This window comes from Pelagibacterium sp., assembly GCF_965249125.1.
Classification (GTDB): domain Bacteria; phylum Pseudomonadota; class Alphaproteobacteria; order Rhizobiales; family Devosiaceae; genus Pelagibacterium.
The window spans coordinates 3230303-3247222 of record NZ_OZ252217.1 but is presented as its reverse complement, the minus strand read 5'-3'; the positions used below and the strand labels follow the sequence as shown (position 1 = coordinate 3247222).

Below are 16920 nucleotides of genomic sequence, written 5' to 3'. Positions count from 1 at the left end.
CGAACGTCAGAACAGGAAATACCGCTGCGCCATGGGCAGTACGTCGGCGGGCTCGCAGGTCAGCAGTTCGCCATCCGCGCGCACCTCATAGGTTTCCGGGTCGACCGTCACTTCAGGGGTGGCGTTGTTATGGATCATCGCTGATTTGCCGATACCCCCGCGGGTATTGTCAACCGCCAGCATTGATTTATCGACGCCCAGATTGTCCTTGAGCCCGCTTTTGAGCGCGGCCTTGGATACGAAGGTCACCGACGTGTTGGAGATCGCTTTGCCATAGGCGCCGAACATCGGCCTATAGTGCATGGGCTGGGGCGTGGGGATCGAAGCATTGGGATCGCCCATCGGCGCGGTGGCGATCATTCCGCCCAAAAGCACCAGTTCGGGTTTCACGCCGAAAAAGGCAGGATTCCAGACCACCATGTCGGCCCGCTTTCCCACTTCGATAGATCCGATATGGGCCGAAATGCCATGCGCGATGGCCGGGTTGATCGTGTATTTGGCGATATAGCGCTTGACCCGGAAATTGTCGTTGTCGCCTGCCTCTTCGGGCAAGGCTCCGCGCTGGCGCTTCATCTTGTCGGCGGTCTGCCAGGTGCGGATGATGACCTCGCCCACCCGGCCCATGGCCTGGCTGTCGGACGAAATGATGGAGAACGCGCCGATGTCGTGCAGGATATCCTCGGCAGCGATGGTCTCCTTGCGGATGCGGCTTTCCGCGAACGCTACGTCTTCGGCAATCGAAGGGTCGAGATGGTGGCAGACCATCAGCATATCGAGATGCTCAGCCAATGTGTTGCGCGTATAGGGACGGGTCGGATTGGTCGATGAGGGGATGACGTTTTCGAGCCCGCACACCTTGATGATATCAGGCGCGTGCCCGCCACCGGCTCCTTCGGTGTGAAACGCATGGATGGTACGCCCCTTGAAGGCATCGATGGTGTCTTCGACAAAACCCGATTCATTGAGCGTGTCGGTGTGGATCATCACCTGCACGTCATAGGCATCGGCGACCGAGAGACAGTTGTCGATAGCGGCAGGCGTCGTTCCCCAATCCTCGTGCAGCTTCAGGGCCGCCGCGCCGCCCATTATCATTTCGACAAGCGCTTCGGGCCTGGACGCATTGCCCTTTCCCGCCAGGGCGATGTTCATGGGAAAGGCGTCGAACGATTGGATCATCCTGCCCAGATGCCAGGCGCCGGGCGTACACGTCGTGGCCAGGGTCCCATGCGCCGGCCCGGTGCCACCTCCCAGCATCGTGGTCACGCCCGAGGTCAGGGCCTCCTCGATCTGTTGCGGGCAAATGAAGTGGATGTGGGCATCGAATCCGCCAGCGGTGACGATCTTGCCCTCTGCGGCGATAACTTCCGTGCCCGGACCCACAATGATGTTGACGCCCGGTTGGGTATCGGGATTTCCCGCCTTTCCAATCGCAATGATAAGGCCATCCTTCAGTCCAATATCAGCCTTGTAGATTCCGGTATGATCGACGATCAGTGCGTTGGTGATGACGGTGTCCACCGCTCCCGCGGCACGCGTGACCTGCGATTGCCCCATGCCGTCGCGGATCACCTTGCCGCCGCCGAATTTCACCTCTTCACCATAAAGCGTGAAGTCTTTTTCCACTTCTACGAACAGCTCGGTATCGGCCAACCGCACCTTGTCGCCTGTCGTGGGGCCGTACATGTCTGCGTAAAGCGCGCGGGAAATTCTGGCAGCCATGTTCAGCTCCTCATCGAAGGTAAAGTTCGGCCCTTTGGGCAGGCATGATCCAATTTGAATGCGTCCGATTGCCTCGAACCAAATTGCAACCCTGGGCCGGTTTGCTCGTTTGTAGGCTCCAGAGGGGCGGTAAAACCGAACTCAAACGGAGAATGAAAATGAATAAGCTCTCTGCTCTTGCAATTGGTACGGCTCTGACTCTGTCGATGCCGCTTGCAGCCCTGGCCCAGGACGCCGACGCTGGCGTTACCCTTGACGGTGGCGTCCAGACCGAACTGGGCGGCGAAGACGCCAACGCTGACGTTGGAGCCGATGTTGGGGTTGATGCCGGCGTGGACGCGGGCATGCCTGCCGAAGGCGCTGGTGAGACAAGCGTGGGCGTGGGTGCCGATGGTTCCGCTGGCGCGTACACCTATGCTGACCTTGACGACGCGATCCATGGTGCCGGCACGGCTGACTTCTCGGCTGTGACTGCGGATACCGAAATTGAAATCGTCGAGATTTCTTCGCTTGGCGAGGACGGCGAATTCACTGCCGATGCTTTTGCGGCAGCGCGCGGGGATTTCCAGGCCGATATCGACCTTCTGCAGTCCAATATCTCGGGCAACGCCGATATCACGGCTGCTCTCGAGGCCGAAGGCTATACCGAAAGCGAAGTTGTCGCTGTCTGGACCCAGGCCGACGGTGCTCTGACGGTCTTTGTGGACAGCCAGAGTTCGGCTGAAGCCGAAGCGGCTGAAGACGCCGGCCTTGCCGACGACGCCGTGGAATCTGAGATGAGCGTTGAAGATGAAGCCGACGCGGATGCTTCCGCCGAAGGCGAAGTGGCCCAATAAGCGTCGAGACGTAAGGTGCGATGGGCGGGGTGCTGCGGCACCTCGCCTCTTTTTCTGCCCGCAATGGAAAACGCCGGTCCGTCTCAATTCATTTATCCAGTGGTCCCATGACCATCTGGCGAAACCCGAAGACCCGGCGGTCTCCATCCAAAGCGACAAGGGTCACCTCGCGGGTCTGGCCCGGCTCGAACCGGACGGCGGTGCCTGCGGCAATATCGAGCCGCATGCCCCTCGCTCGCTCTCTTTCGAACGCCAGCCCGGCATTGGTTTCGAAAAAATGATAGTGACTGCCCACCTGGATGGGGCGGTCTCCGGTATTTGCGACTTCGATCGTGACCGTTTCACGGCCCGCATTGAGTTCGATTTCGCCGCTTTTCGGGATGATTTCGCCCGGGATCATATCGCTATCCTTAACCTGCGATAATCAGCCATAGCCCGCCAAGCGCGGTCAGACCACCTGCAATCCGTGTAAAGATGGTACGCCGAGTGGTTGCTAGAATGCGTCCCAGACCAAGACCAGCCCCAACGCCGATTGCATGCAGCAGCGCGGTGGCGACAAGGAAGCCTCCCGCATAGCCGAGCGCGCCAGCCTCGCCCATTTCCCCGCCATGCGCATGCCCGTGAAACAGCGCAAAGAATGCGACCATCGCGGCGACGCCCGCCGTTGGTAGTGGCAGGGCCAGAGCCATCATGATGCCGATAAAGATCACCGAGGCCAAAATAGCCGGCTCGACGAACGGAAGCGGCATACCAACCAGTGCGGCGCCGAAGCCCACCGCCATCGTGGCAACAAAGGCTGCTGGCACGGCCCACAAGGCCCTCCTTCCAATAGATGCGGCCCAAAGACCAACGGCGACCATGGCCAGGACATGGTCGAGCCCGAACAGCGGATGGCTGAACCCGGCGGCAAACGAGCCGTGCTCGATAGGATCGAGATGGGCGAAGGCGGGGGCCGCAGCGGCGACAAAGAAGACGAGCGCGGCAAATAAGCGTCTGAACATGAACGGGCTCCTTAGCGAATGGGAGAATGAACGGTGACGAGCTTGGTCCCGTCGGGAAAAGTTGCTTCGACCTGGATATCGTGAATCATCTCGGCAATGCCCTCCATCACCTGGTCGCGGGCAATCACATGCGCGCCCGCTTCCATCAGTTCAGAGACCGGGCGCCCGTCGCGGGCGCCTTCGATGACGAAATCGGTAATGAGCGCGATGGCTTCGGGATGGTTGAGCTTGACGCCGCGCTCGAGCCGACGCCGCGCCACCATGGCAGCCATCGAGACCAGCAGCTTGTCTTTTTCCCGGGGTGTGAGGTTCATTGTGCCTCCCTTTTTTAGAGTGACCAGAGCTTGGGAACGGCCCCGGCTCCCGAAAGCGCGGCGATTGCCGGCATGATGATCTTGCGCAGATGATAGCCCGATCTGCCCGTCGCGCGCAGCACGATCTTGTCTCCGATCCTGGAAACCCCGGCAGTGGGGTGATTGGCCATTAGCGCTTTGAGCGGTCCGACATGCCGTTCGGCATCTTCAGAGATGTAGCACAGCGTTCCATAGGCCCGTGCGCCACCCAAAAGCGCCATATTGTCCCTCGCCAGGCGGTCATCCGCGTCGAGCCGGGCGACCTCGGCGTGCAGGAGTTCGCCGTCCCGCCGCACGCGCCAACGATCCGAAATCTGCGCGGAAATCGCATCTTCGCCATGCGCTTCGCGCCCGAGGATAATCGCTTCGAGTCCGAGAAAAACAGCATCGCCAGCCACCTCGACTTCGATCGTCCGGTCCAACGACGAGCCGTCGAACACAATCGTTTCCTGCGGCAGCCAGTCGAGCCGCCCCCCCGCCTCTACAATCAGTCTGGAGGTGACATGCGCAGCCCCGCCGGTTGACCGATAGACGCGCTCGCATGCTTGCGTTGTGAGGGTGAGATGGGTTCCGGCGGCCGCCCGCGCGGACCAGGTCATCCTGTCGCCGCCCGTCAGCCCGCCGGACGTGTTGATGAGTACGGCCTCGAGCCAGTTGCCGTAAGCCTTGGGTACCCGGATTTTGCCGCAACCGGACTGATACAGCGTATCGAGCACCGACAGTCCGTAGCGTGCCTTGGTCGCGACGCGGCCCTCGCCCTCGGCGCGCTGCATCGGGGCTGTTCCACCCTGAAAAACCGGACTTTCGAGCATCAGACCATCAAATGCCGTTTGACGTTGGGATCATCGAGATCTGCAGCGGGACCTGAATGCATGATCTCCCCGCGATCCATGACGTAGATATGGTCACTCAATTCGCGGCAGAAATCGAGATATTGTTCGACCAGCAGGATGGTCATGCCCATCTCATCGCGCAAGAACTGAAGTGCCCGGCCGATATCCTTGATGATCGATGGCTGAATGCCTTCGGTCGGCTCATCGAGAACCAGAAGGCTCGGACGTGTTACCAGCGCCCGTCCGATAGCCAATTGCTGCTGTTGTCCGCCCGAAAGATCGCCCCCCCGTCGGCCCAGCATCGTCTTGAGCACCGGAAACAGCTCGAAGATCGTGTCGGGGATCGAACGATCTTTGGGTTTGAGCGGTGCGTAGCCGGTAAGCAGGTTCTCCTTGACGGTCAGCAGCGGAAAGATTTCGCGCCCCTGCGGCACATACCCGATGCCCATTCGCGCCCGCGTGTAGGGCGGAATTTTCTTGAGTTCGAAATCCTCGAGCGTGATCGTACCGCCGGAAATCGGGTGCGTTCCGGTTATGGCCCGCAACAGCGAGGACTTCCCCACCCCGTTGCGCCCCAGGACCGAGGTGATCTTGTTAGGCCGGGCGGTGATTGAAACGGTCTTGAGCGCCTGCGCTGCGCCATAATGGAGATCGACGTCGGTAACGGTCAGTGTCGTCATGTCAGCGTCCCAGATAGCGTTCAATGACCAGCGGATCGGCCGAGACATGTTCGAGTGAGCCTTGCGCCAACACTGAGCCCTCGGCCAGACACGTCACGCGACAATCAAGATCACGCACGAAACTCATGTCGTGTTCCACAACCACGACCGAGTGGTGCCTGGAAATCGACTTGAGCAATTTCGAGGTTTCCTCGGTTTCAGAATCGGTCATGCCGGCCACCGGCTCATCGACCAGCAACAGCTTGGGGTCTTGGGCAAGCAGCATGCCGATCTCGAGCCATTGTTTTTGACCGTGAGAGAGATTGGCGGCGTATTCGTCTTTCCTGTGGGAGAGCCGGACAGTGTCCAATATCTCGGCGATGCGATCGGTATCGGCCCTATCGCGCGAATAGAGCCAGGACGAAAAAACCCCGCGCGGCTTTTTGAGCGCCAGTTCGATATTGTCCCAGACCGTATGGCTTTCAAAAACCGTCGGCTTTTGAAACTTGCGCCCGATGCCAAGATTGGCGATCTCGGTTTCATCTTTTTTGGTCAGGTCGACCGAACCCTCGAAAAACACTTCACCGGTATCGGGCCGGGTCTTGCCTGTGATGATGTCCATCATGGTCGTCTTACCGGCGCCATTGGGGCCGATGATGGCTTGCAATTCGTCGCGCTTGACGAGCAGTGAGAGAGAATTGAGCGCCTTGAAACCGTCAAAAGAGACGGTAACGCCGTCCAGATAAAGGAGCGATCCTTCACGCAGTGTATCAACCATTTCGCTTACTCCGCCGGGGAGGGGCTGGCGCCCTGGGGGGCTTGATCTTGCTCGCGCCGTTCGACCGGCGCATCGTCGGTTTCGGGCCTGGGCATGGGCCCGGCGCCCTTCTCGAAACTGTCCGAGGCGCGGCGCTGCCTCAGCGCGGTCCAGGCAGCGGTAAAGATGCCCACGATCCCCTTGGGCATGAACAGCGTCACGAAAACGAACATGCCGCCAAGTATAAAGAGCCAAAGATCCGCGAACGTGCCGGTGAAATAGGACTTTGCCGCATTGACGATCACTGCGCCGATGATCGGCCCGACGAGCGTTCCGCGGCCGCCCACCGCCGTCCAGATCACCACTTCGATAGAGTTGGCGGGTGCAAATTCGCCGGGATTGATGATCCCGACCTGCGGCACATAGAGCGCCCCGGCGAGCCCGGCCATCACTGCCGAGACGGTAAAAGCGAAGAGTTTGACGTTTTCCACGCGGTACCCGATGAATCGCGTCCGGCTTTCCGCATCGCGCACCGCAACCATGACCTTGCCGAGCTTCGAGCGCACGATGAGCGAGCAAGCGATAAAACAAAGTGCCAGCAGGATTGCCGAAGCCGCAAACAAGCCGGCGCGGGTCGAAGCGGCCGAGATCGGTGCCCCCAGAATATCGCGAAAATCGGTCAGCCCGTTATTGCCTCCAAAACCCATGTCATTGCGGAAAAAGGCCAGCATCAGGGCGTAGGTCAGTGCCTGAGTGATGATCGAGAGGTAAACCCCGGTCACCCGGCTCCTGAAGGCAAACCAGCCGAAAATGAATGCCAACAGCCCGGGAACGAACGCCATCATGATGGCGGCGAACCAGAACATGTCGAACCCCTGCCAGTACCAGGGAAGCTCCTGCCAGCCCAGAAACACCATGAAATCGGGAAGCTCGGCGTTTGAATAGACGCCGCGCGTGCCGATCTGGCGCATGAGGTACATGCCCATGGCATAACCACCCAGCGCAAAGAACGCGCCATGGCCGAGCGAAAGAATGCCGCAATAGCCCCAGACCAGATCCAGCGCCAGCGCGAGCGTGGCATAGGTCAGGTATTTGCCTATCAATGGAACGAGGTAGTTGGGCACCCGAAGAGGATGACCGGCGGGAAGCATCAGGTTCGACACTGGAACTGCGATCGCGACAATCAACAGTATGGCGACCACCCAGATGGCCTTTGTGCCGAGCTTTTCAAAAACCTTGCCGGTCATCATGCTTCCACCGCCCTTCCCTTGAGTGCGAACAGGCCCCTCGGGCGGCGCTGGATGAACAGGATGATAAGGACAAGGATCAGGATCTTGGCCAGAACGGCCCCGGCGTAGGGTTCGAGGAACTTGTTGGCGATGCCCAGCGTCAAGGCGCCGACCAGCGTCCCCCACAGATTGCCGACCCCGCCGAACACCACGACCATGAAACTGTCGATGATATAGCCCTGCCCCAGATTGGGAGAGACGTTATCGATCTGGCTCAAGGCGACCCCGGCCAGCCCGGCAACGCCCGAACCGAGCCCGAATGTCATCGCGTCCACCCATGGGGTTCGGATGCCCATGGCCGAAGCCATGCCCCGGTTCTGAGTCACCGCCCGCATCTGCAAACCTAAGGGGGTGCGGTTGAGGACAGCCAGCAGCAGGGCAAAGACGACGATCGCAAACACCACGATCCACATCCGGTTCCAGGTAATTGCCAGCCCACCGAGTTCGAACGCACCCGACATCCAGGACGGATTGCCCACCTCTCGGTTTGTGGCGCCAAAGATGGTGCGTACCCCCTGCTGGATGATCAGCGAAAGGCCCCATGTGGCCAGAAGCGTTTCCAGCGGGCGCCCATAGAGCCAGCGTATGATGCCGCGCTCGATGGCAATGCCGATCATCGCCGTGGCCAGAAAGGCCGTAGGGATGGCGATAGCCAGCGAGTAGTCGAAAAGGCCCGGGTTCGTCGTGCGGATGATTTCCTGAACCACGAAGGTGACATAGGCGCCCAGCATGACCATCTCGCCATGCGCCATGTTGATGACGCCCATCACCCCGAACGTAATGGCGAGGCCGATGGCGGCCAGAAGAAGAACCGAGCCGAGCGAAACGCCGTACCAGACGTTCTGGCCGACGCTCCAGATGGCGAGTGATTGATTGATCCGGGCAAGGCCGGCATCGAGGATGGCAAGTTGGGGCTCGCTCGCCCCAGCGCTTGCCGAGCTGAGGATCGAGAGCGCCGTGCGATCGCCGCGGGCCGCGATGGTATCGACAGCCTGCGCGAATGCATCGCCCTCAACCCCGGTCTCCAGCAGCGTCGCGGCGCGTGCCTGTTCCATGATGGCGCGCACCCCCGCGTCCTCTTCGGCGGCGATGGCGGTCTCGAGCAGGTCCAGATTGCCCTCGTCGGGTCTGGAAATCATCTGCTGCGCGGCTGACCGGCGGGTGGCCGGATTTTCGCTCATCAGCGTCATGCCGCCGATGGCTGCGGCAATGTCGCGGCGCAGCGAATTGTTGATCCGGATAACGCTCATGTCTCCGGTGGCGCCAAGATCGGCAGCCTCGCCGGTCAGCGCATCGGTGTATTGGTCGCGTCCGGTTTCAATGAAGATTCCGCCATTGTCGGCTTCATGGAGCGCGCCCTCGCCGAGCGCGCGAAGTATTGGCAGCGCCTCTTCCTCGCCGCTGTTCACCAGGGCGGCAACGGCATCGCGCAATTCGCCGAGACTTGCGTCATAAAGAGTCGGAACAATGTCCGTAACGGTCTGCGCCTGAGTGCTTCCAGCCGACAATGAAGCGAGCACTGCAAGGCAAAGGGCCGAGACAAATCTGGTGAGCCGATTGAGACTGCGCATGCCGCGTCCCCTTTCACAATCGAGCTGAAGGCAAATCGGGCCGTCGAGGCCTGCAATATCCGGGGGCGAGGTCGCCCCCGGAGAGCTTGATGTGCGCCTACTCGGCCGAGCCGCCGCAGGTTTCGGTTTCGGTGTTGTAGTTGCCGCACATAATCGGATCGGTCCAATCGGCCTCGAGCATCGCCGATTCGGGCAGATAGTCGGACCAGGCGTCGCCGGGAACCAGGTCTTCGGTTTCCCAGACCACAAAGAACTGACCATCGTCCTGGATTTCACCGATCAGCACCGGCTTGGTGATGTGGTGGTTGGCAAGCATGGTTGCCGTGCCGCCGGTCAGGTTTGGCGTTTCCAGCCCTACAATCGCGTCGATCACGGCATCGGCATCGGTGGTGCCAGCCGCTTCAACGGCGTCAACCCAGAGATTGAAGCCGATATAGTGGGCTTCCATCGGATCGTTGGTCACGCGGTCTTCCGAGCCGATGAATTCCTGCCATGCGGCGATGAACTCTTCGTTTTCAGGCGTTTCAACGCTCATAAAGTAGTTCCAGGCCGCCAAATGCCCCACCAGCGGCGTGGTATCGAAGCCCGAAAGCTCTTCTTCACCCACCGAGAACGCGACGACCGGAATGTCTTCGGCCGCAACGCCCTGGTTGGCCAGTTCACGGTAGAACGGCACGTTGGCGTCGCCATTGATGGTGGAAACCACTGCGGTCTTTTTGCCTTCCGAACCGAAGGCCACGATGTCGGAAACGATCGTCTGCCAGTCCGAATGCCCGAACGGGGTGTAGTTGATCATGATGTCTTCCGACGCCACGCCGCTGTCGAGCAGGTATTGCTCGAGGATTTTGTTGGTGGTCTGGGGGTAGACATAATCGGTGCCGGCCAGAACCCAGCGTTCGACACCTTCTTCGTTCATAAGATAATCGACGGCAGGGATCGCCTGCTGGTTGGGTGATGCGCCAGTATAAAAAACGTTCCGCTGGGATTCTTCGCCCTCGTACTGGACCGGATAGAACAGCAGCGAGTTCAGTTCCTCAAACACTGGAAGCACCGACTTGCGGCACACCGACGTCCAGCAGCCAAAGACCGCATCGACTTCATCGACTTCGATCAGCCGGCGTGCCAGTTCGGCGGCAAGCGGCCAGTCCGATGCGATATCGACGACGACCGGCTCGAGCTGGCGGCCCATCACGCCCCCGGCCTCATTCTGTTGCTCGATGAGCATCAGCATGACGTCTTTGAGCGTGGTTTCCGAGATTGCCATCGTGCCCGAAAGCGAGTGCAGAATGCCGACCTTGATCGGTCCCTCATCCTGCGCCATGGCCGGCGCCATCGGCAGGCTCATGCTGCTGGCCAGAACCGCGGCAAGCAAAGCGCGCGATGCGCTGAATTTCTTCATGGTGATATCCCTCAGTTTGGTTCCCCGAGACGCCGTTGCCTGACGTCCTTGCCGGACTTTGGGACACTTCCTTGAGCGGACCCTATACGTCGATTGACGTACCTCCAGGCTGCTCGCAGCCAGCAAATTGAGGGCCGAGGCATGAAAAGCCGCGTGATTCCAACGCAATCCATGCTATGGAGGTTTTGGAAAATTTTTGTGCAGCCAAATAAAATGGCTAAAAACTAGACGATCGATGGCGCGACAAAGAATCATCCCCATCCGGCGCGAATACAACCGCTGGGTGGCCAATGAAACGCTGGAAGATTACGCCTTGCGCTTCACCGCTAAGTCGGCGCGCCGCTTTTCCAACGATCGGATTTCCCAGACGGCGATCGGCGCAATCTCATTTCTGGCGCTTGAAGCCATTGGTGGCGCCATTACGCTGAGCTACGGGACGACAAACGCGATGATCGCCATCGTGGTCGCCTCGATAGCGATCCTGTTTGTCGGAATGCCCATCGCCCGATACGCGGCGCGCCACGGGGTCGATGTGGATCTGCTGACCCGTGGAGCGAGCTTCGGCTATATCGGCTCGACCATCACGTCGCTGATCTATGCGGGCTTCACCTTCATTCTCTTTGCCATTGAAGCATCGATCATGTCGAGCGCCCTGCAACTGGCCTTCGGCATCCCGCTTTGGCTCGGGCATATCATTTCGGCCCTTGTGGTGATTCCATTGGTCACCCATGGGATCTCCATGATCTCGCGCTTCCAGATACTGACCCAACCGGTCTGGATCGTCCTCAATATTCTGCCGTTCTTTTTCATCGCTTTCATGGATTGGGAAAAATTCGATCTCTGGCGTGCCTTTACGGGCCTGGACCAACCGCCTGGTGAACCCGGCTCCATTGCTCCGTTCGAAGTCGCCAAGTTCGGCGCGGCCTCAGCCGTCATCCTCGCACTCATGACCCAGATCGGCGAACAGGTGGATTTTCTGCGCTTCCTGCCGGCGAAAAAGATGCCAAAATGGCGGCATAAACTGGGGGTGTTCCTGGCGGGCGCGGGCTGGGTCGTCGTTGGAGCGCCCAAGCTTTTGGCCGGGTCGTTCCTGGCCTTTCTTGCCCTTTCGGCAGGCGTGTCACCCGAACACGCCTCCGAGCCCGGCTACATGTTCGCCATCGCCTTCGGCTACATGATTCCCAACGAGTTTCTGGCGCTGATGCTCATGGCCGTCTTCGTGGTCATCAGCCAGCTCAAGATCAATGTCATGAACGCCTATGCGGGCTCGCTCGCGTGGTCCAATTTTTTCTCCCGACTTACCCACTCCCATCCGGGGCGCGTCGTCTGGCTGATGTTCAATGTCTCGATCGCGCTGCTCTTGATGGAATTGGGCATCTATCGGCTCCTCGAAGAAACTCTTGGTATCTTTTCGATAATCGCCATGGCGTGGCTCTGCTCGATCTCAGCCGATCTGTTTGTCAACAAGCCGCTGGGACTGGCCCCACCGGGAATCGAATTCAAACGCGCCCATCTCTATGACGTCAATCCGGTCGGTGTGGGCTCGATGTTCCTGTCGGCCACCATTGCGCTGGCCGCCCATTTCGGGGCCTTCGGCACCATGGCGGCGGCGCTGTCGCCCTATATCGCTCTGGTCGTGTGTTTTGTCGCCTCGCCCGCCCTGGCATGGGTCACCAGGGGCAAATATTATCTGGCCCGCAAGCCGCGCCGCCAATGGCGGGAGGAAAAGACTCTCACCTGCTCGATCTGCGAACACCCGTTCGAGCCCGAGGACATGGCGTGGTGCCCTGCCTACGCCGCACCGATCTGTTCGCTGTGCTGCTCTCTCGATGCGCGTTGCCATGACATGTGCAAGCCGCACGCCCATTTCCGCGCACAGACCCAGGCCGTGGCTGCCACCATATTGCCCGACTGGGTCGTGGAAAAACTCCAGTCCCGGCTGGGGCGATATGCGACCGCCACCATGGTTGCGGTCTCCTTGCTCGGCGGGGCACTCGCGCTCATCTATGGGCTGGCCGCCCAATTCGCGCCCGAAACCGCCGACGTGGTCGGCGGAACCCTTCTCGTCGTGTTTTTCGTTTTCTCGGTGACAGCCGGGATCATGACTTGGTTCCTGGTGCTCGCCCATGACAGCCGCCTGGTCGCCGAGGAAGAAAGTTCGCGCCAGAACACCTTGTTGCTCAAGGAAATCGATGCCCACTCGAAAACCGATGCCGAGTTGCAACGCGCCAAGGAAAAGGCCGAAGCCGCCAACAACGCAAAATCCCGCTACGTTGTCGGATTGAGCCACGAACTGCGCACCCCGCTCAACGCCGTTATGGGGTATGCTCAAATACTTGAGCGTGACCGGGGGATTCCCGCCAATCGCCGCGGCTCGGTCCAGACGATCCGCCGCAGCGCCGAACATCTGTCGGGATTGATCGACGGGCTGCTCGACATCTCGCGGATCGAGGCGGGACGGCTGCAGGTCTACTCCAACGAAATCAATATCCAGGATTTCCTTGACCAGCTCGTGGACATGTTCAGGCTCCAGGCGGAGGCCAAGGGGCTTGAGTTCATCCATGTCCGCTCGCCCATGCTGCCGCAATATGTGCGAACCGATGAAAAACGGCTGCGCCAGATCCTCGTCAATCTCTTGTCCAACGCCATCAAGTTCACATCCGACGGTGCCGTCACATTCGAGATCGCGTATCGTTCGCAGGTGGCGACCTTCATCGTCGCCGATACGGGCAGCGGCATTGCCGGCGATGATCTCGAACGCATTTTCGAGCCTTTTGTGCGCGGCGAGGCCGAGCGCTCCCGTTTTGCCCCCGGCCTCGGTCTCGGGCTGACCATCACCAAGCTTCTAACCGAAACCCTGGGTGGGGAAATCACCGTCTCAAGCGCCTTGGGCTCGGGCACCCGGTTTCAGGCCAGACTGATGCTCACCCGCGTCGAACGGCTCGACAAGGCGGGTGCCGACCGCCGCCGGGTGACAGGCTACACGGGGGAACGCCGCACCATCATGGTGGTCGATGACAATGCCGAGCATCGCGATGTAATGCGCCAACTGCTGGCACCGCTCGGCTTTACGGTTCTGACGGCGATCGATGGAGCCGATTGTCTTTCCCATCTCGATGCCGTTCGTCCCGATCTTTACTTGCTCGACATCCGCATGCCGGGCATGAGTGGGTGGGCGCTGGCCGCAGCTTTGAGGCAGCGGGCCGTCAGCGCGCCAATTGTTCTGCTGTCGGCCAATATCGGGGATGGCGCCGGACCGATGGGCGGGGATGCCGGCCACACCGATACTTTGGCCAAACCCGTCGATCTCAATCAGCTCCTTGACAAGCTTGGCACCCACCTCAAAATCGATTGGGAATACGCCGAACCCGGCCTGGCGTCCGAGACTCGACTCCAAAAATTGCGCTCGCCAGGCAGTCACCACCTGCGCGACCTTGCCAGTTTGGGACAGATCGGGCATGTCCGGGGTATTGATGCCAAGCTCAGCGAATTGGCCGCCAGACCCGAAAATCTTCCTCTGGTCGAGGCTCTGCGCCGCCATATGGATGTGTTCGATTTCGACGGCTATGCCGAGCTTGTGGAACGGATGAGCCATGAGCCCGATTGAGCGCGAAAACGATATCGTGCTGCTGGTCGATGATTCCCCGGAATCGCTGGGGTTTCTGACTGCCGCGCTCGAGGATGCGGGGCTGACCGTCCTCGTTGCGCGTTCTGGGGAAATGGCGCTCGGCATTGCCGATCGGATTGCACCGGACGTCGTGCTCATGGATGCGGTGATGCCGGGTCTTGATGGCTTTGAAACCTGCCGCCGGCTCAAAACCATGCCTGCTCTTGCCCACATCCCGATCATCTTCATGACCGGGCTGACCGAGACCGAGCATATCGTCCATGCGCTGGGTAGCGGCGGGGTCGACTATCTTTCCAAGCCCATCAATGTCGATGAATTGCGGGCCAGGATCCGGGTGCATCTGGCCAATGCGCGCCGCGCGCAAAGCGCGCACATCGCCTTGGACGCTGCAGGACGCCACCTTGCCGCCTTTGCCACCGAGGGGGCTCTGCTCTGGTCGACCCCGCAGGCCAGCCGCCTTTTGACTCGCTCGGGCATCGATGCCGAGCGGGACCTGCGCATGTCAGAGCGCTTTCTGGCCTGGCTGGGAAACACCGGTGGTACTCACAATGTCGGTAGTGGATTTGATGTCGCCGCGCCCGGTTCTCCTGGCCTGCAGTTTTCGTTCCTGGGTCTCGTCGCCGGAGAGGAATATCTGTTCCGGCTATCGAGTGCCCGGACGGAAGGGACCGAAGATGCCCTGCGCCAATCGTTTGGATTGACTCAGCGCGAAAGCGAAGTGTTACTGTGGATTGCCCGCGGCAAGTCCAACAAGGATATTGGCGACATTCTGGGGCTTAGCCCCCGGACCGTGAACAAGCATCTCGAACAGGTCTATGCCAAGCTCGGCGTTGAGAATCGGGCGTCTGCCGCCATCAAGGCCGTGCAAGCGCTGCAGGTTATTGCGGAATTTTAGGCGCTCGCCCAAGACGCGAGAAAGTGATTAAAAACCGGTCGCGCTGCTCACCGCTGCTGCTGCGACGTGCACATTTTTCAGGCATTTGTTAAATGACAAGGTCGTCATAGTGCGGTATTACAAGAGCGTCGGATATCCTCCGGCAGAGGTTGTTTGCACCACAATCTCAAAGCCCCGTACGTTCGCGAGGCGTACGGGGCATTTCCAGATTCGCGCGCATCAAATACGTGGCGATGCTTGGCAAGAGTTGACCGTTTCGGGCGGCGCGGTCACGGTTCTGGCCAAGTGATTCGATGCGCAAGGACCGCCATGACCGCTCTTGCCGAGTTTGCAATGCTCGCCCATGGGTGGCGGCGCTTACTGTTGCTGGTCGTCGCGGGCGCGTTGGCCGGATTGTCGGCCCCTCCGGTCTTTTTTCTCGTTGCTCTGTTTGCCGCCATGCCGGTGCTGGTCTGGGCCCTCGATGGCGCCGAACGCAAACGCTCGATCCGTGCCGCCATATTGGGCCCGGCCTTTCGCATCGGGCTCGCTTTCGGCTTTGGCTACTTCCTCGTCGCCCTGCACTGGGTTGGCGCTGCCTTTTTCGTCGACGGCGGATGGCTGCTGTTCGTCATGCCCTTTGCGGTGGCCGGACTTGCGCTGCTGCTTTCAGTGTTCTGGGGACTGGGCACGGCGCTCGCTCACCTTTTCTGGTCGGCGGGACCGGGGCGGATATTCGCTCTTGCGACGGCGCTGACTCTGGCGGAACTGACTCGGGGGCATCTGTTCACGGGCTTTCCGTTCGATCTTTTGGGCTACGCGCTGACCGCAAACCTTGAGATGATGCAGGCAACCAGCCTTGTCGGCGTCTATGGGTTGACATTTGTGGCTGTCCTTATTTCGGCGACGCCGGCCCTGGTCTGGCCCGCCGCTGAGCGCTCGCTGTTCGTTCGCGTCCTTCCCCTGTTTGCGGCGTTCGGGTTGCTCGCCGCGCAGATCGGCTGGGGCAATTTTCGGCTCAATGAAACGCGGACCGAGCCGTTTGAGGACGTCGTGCTGCGCATCGTCCAACCGGTCATCCCACAGGATGTCAAATGGCAGACCTTTGCGCGCGAGGAAACGATCACGCGCCTGCTCGATCTGTCGACCATGCGGACCAATTCTGAAGACCAGGGGCTCGATGATGTCACCCATCTGATCTGGCCCGAGGCCGCAATCCCATTCTTTTTGTCCAATGAGCCCGAGCTGCTCGCCCGCATCGCCCGCACCCTGCCGGACAATATCTGGCTTTTGACCGGCGCTCCCCGTCAGCCCTACGGCGCCAATGGCGAAATACTGCCCGACGCAAAGCCGTTCAATTCCGTTCTTGCCTTCAACGGGGAGGGCGAGGTCGTGACTTCCTATGACAAGACCCATCTCGTCCCGTTCGGCGAATATTTGCCCTTCGGCGATGTCCTGCGCCGGTTCGGCATCACCCAGATGGTTGAAGGGTCGGAAGGCTGGGCTGCTGGTGTCGAGCGCCGACTGTTTCGATTGCCCGGCTCCCCTCCCATTCTGCCGCTTGTCTGCTACGAGGTCGTTTTTCCCGGCAGCCTTGGTGCCCCCGTGGCCGAAGCAGGGTTCATTCTCGTGGTCACCAACGACGCGTGGTTCGATGGTTCGATGGGATTGGCCCAGCATTTCCACCACGCCCGCGTCAGGGCTGTGGAAGAGGGACTATCTTTGGTCCGCGCCGCCAATTCCGGCATTTCCGCCATTGTTGATCCGCTTGGGCGCATCGATGCGATGATGGCCGAGGGCATGGTCGGCGCAATCAAGGGCCGGCCGGCTCAACCGATCGCTCCGACATTTTTTGCCCAGTACCGCCATTGGCCGCTGGCCGGCATGCTGATCTTGGGCGCGCTCGTTGCTCTGCCGGGCTGGCGTCGGCGCCTCAAGCGCCTCGATTGACCGAATTTCATATAAAGCTTTCTTTATGTCGCCCTTGCTTTCCGCGTTCCA

The 16920-nt window shown here is 60.2% G+C and carries 14 protein-coding genes; 4 read left to right on the top strand and 10 right to left on the bottom strand.

The features are described from left to right. Window positions 1-6: 6 nt before the first annotated feature. Window positions 7-1719, bottom strand: a complete 1713-nt coding sequence (gene ureC / locus ACP148_RS15735) for an urease subunit alpha (RefSeq protein WP_421952152.1) — start codon at window positions 1717-1719, stop codon at window positions 7-9. Between the two features lie 158 nt (window positions 1720-1877). Here ureC and ACP148_RS15730 point away from each other — a divergent pair, with 158 nt between their 5' ends. After that, window positions 1878-2555, top strand: coding sequence for a hypothetical protein (locus ACP148_RS15730; protein ID WP_421952151.1), 678 nt, complete (start codon window positions 1878-1880; stop codon window positions 2553-2555). An 88-nt stretch (window positions 2556-2643) separates the two neighbouring features. Here ACP148_RS15730 and ACP148_RS15725 read toward each other — a convergent pair whose 3' ends face one another. The 9 genes from ACP148_RS15725 to urtA all read right to left on the bottom strand — a co-directional run bounded on the left by ACP148_RS15725 (window position 2644) and on the right by urtA (window position 10417). After that, window positions 2644-2955 carry an urease subunit beta gene (locus ACP148_RS15725; RefSeq protein WP_421952150.1) on the bottom strand — a complete coding sequence of 104 codons (312 nt, stop codon included), beginning with the start codon at window positions 2953-2955 and terminating at the stop codon, window positions 2644-2646. Window positions 2956-2965: 10 nt separating this feature from the next. Next, window positions 2966-3556 (bottom strand): HupE/UreJ family protein, encoded by a 591-nt coding sequence (locus ACP148_RS15720; RefSeq protein ID WP_421952149.1) that lies wholly within the window; start codon window positions 3554-3556, stop codon window positions 2966-2968. An 11-nt stretch (window positions 3557-3567) separates the two neighbouring features. Then, a complete protein-coding gene (locus ACP148_RS15715; protein ID WP_421952148.1) occupies window positions 3568-3870 on the bottom strand; it encodes an urease subunit gamma in 303 nt (100 codons plus the stop codon). A 14-nt stretch (window positions 3871-3884) separates the two neighbouring features. After that, window positions 3885-4682 carry an urease accessory protein UreD gene (locus ACP148_RS15710; protein ID WP_421952147.1) on the bottom strand — a complete coding sequence of 266 codons (798 nt, stop codon included), beginning with the start codon at window positions 4680-4682 and terminating at the stop codon, window positions 3885-3887. 38 nt (window positions 4683-4720) lie between these two features. After that, window positions 4721-5422, bottom strand: a complete 702-nt coding sequence (urtE, locus tag ACP148_RS15705; protein ID WP_421952146.1) for an urea ABC transporter ATP-binding subunit UrtE — start codon at window positions 5420-5422, stop codon at window positions 4721-4723. A gap of 1 nt (window position 5423) precedes the next feature. Continuing rightward, window positions 5424-6179: an urea ABC transporter ATP-binding protein UrtD gene (urtD, locus tag ACP148_RS15700; RefSeq protein WP_421952145.1), complete on the bottom strand. Its 756-nt coding sequence runs from the start codon at window positions 6177-6179 to the stop codon at window positions 5424-5426. 5 nt (window positions 6180-6184) lie between these two features. After that, entirely contained in the window at window positions 6185-7408 is a 1224-nt protein-coding gene (gene urtC / locus ACP148_RS15695; protein ID WP_421952144.1) for an urea ABC transporter permease subunit UrtC, read from the bottom strand. After that, window positions 7405-9018: an urea ABC transporter permease subunit UrtB gene (urtB, locus tag ACP148_RS15690; protein ID WP_425033571.1), complete on the bottom strand. Its 1614-nt coding sequence runs from the start codon at window positions 9016-9018 to the stop codon at window positions 7405-7407. The genes urtC and urtB overlap by 4 nt, the downstream gene beginning before the upstream one ends. A 97-nt stretch (window positions 9019-9115) precedes the next feature. Continuing rightward, on the bottom strand, window positions 9116-10417 hold the full coding sequence (urtA, locus tag ACP148_RS15685; protein ID WP_421952143.1) for an urea ABC transporter substrate-binding protein: 1302 nt from the start codon (window positions 10415-10417) through the stop codon (window positions 9116-9118). 235 nt (window positions 10418-10652) lie between these two features. Between urtA and ACP148_RS15680 the strand changes: the two genes are divergently transcribed. The 3 genes from ACP148_RS15680 (at window position 10653) to lnt (ending at window position 16869) form a co-directional block, all read left to right on the top strand. Next, complete coding sequence (locus ACP148_RS15680; protein WP_425033570.1) at window positions 10653-14024, top strand: hybrid sensor histidine kinase/response regulator; 3372 nt, start codon at window positions 10653-10655, stop codon at window positions 14022-14024. Next, window positions 14011-14940, top strand: coding sequence for a response regulator (locus ACP148_RS15675; RefSeq protein WP_421952142.1), 930 nt, complete (start codon window positions 14011-14013; stop codon window positions 14938-14940). Before ACP148_RS15680 ends, ACP148_RS15675 begins: the two co-directional genes overlap by 14 nt. Before the next feature lie 309 nt (window positions 14941-15249). Then, window positions 15250-16869 (top strand): apolipoprotein N-acyltransferase, encoded by a 1620-nt coding sequence (gene lnt, locus ACP148_RS15670; RefSeq protein WP_421952141.1) that lies wholly within the window; start codon window positions 15250-15252, stop codon window positions 16867-16869. Window positions 16870-16920: the final 51 nt, after the last annotated feature.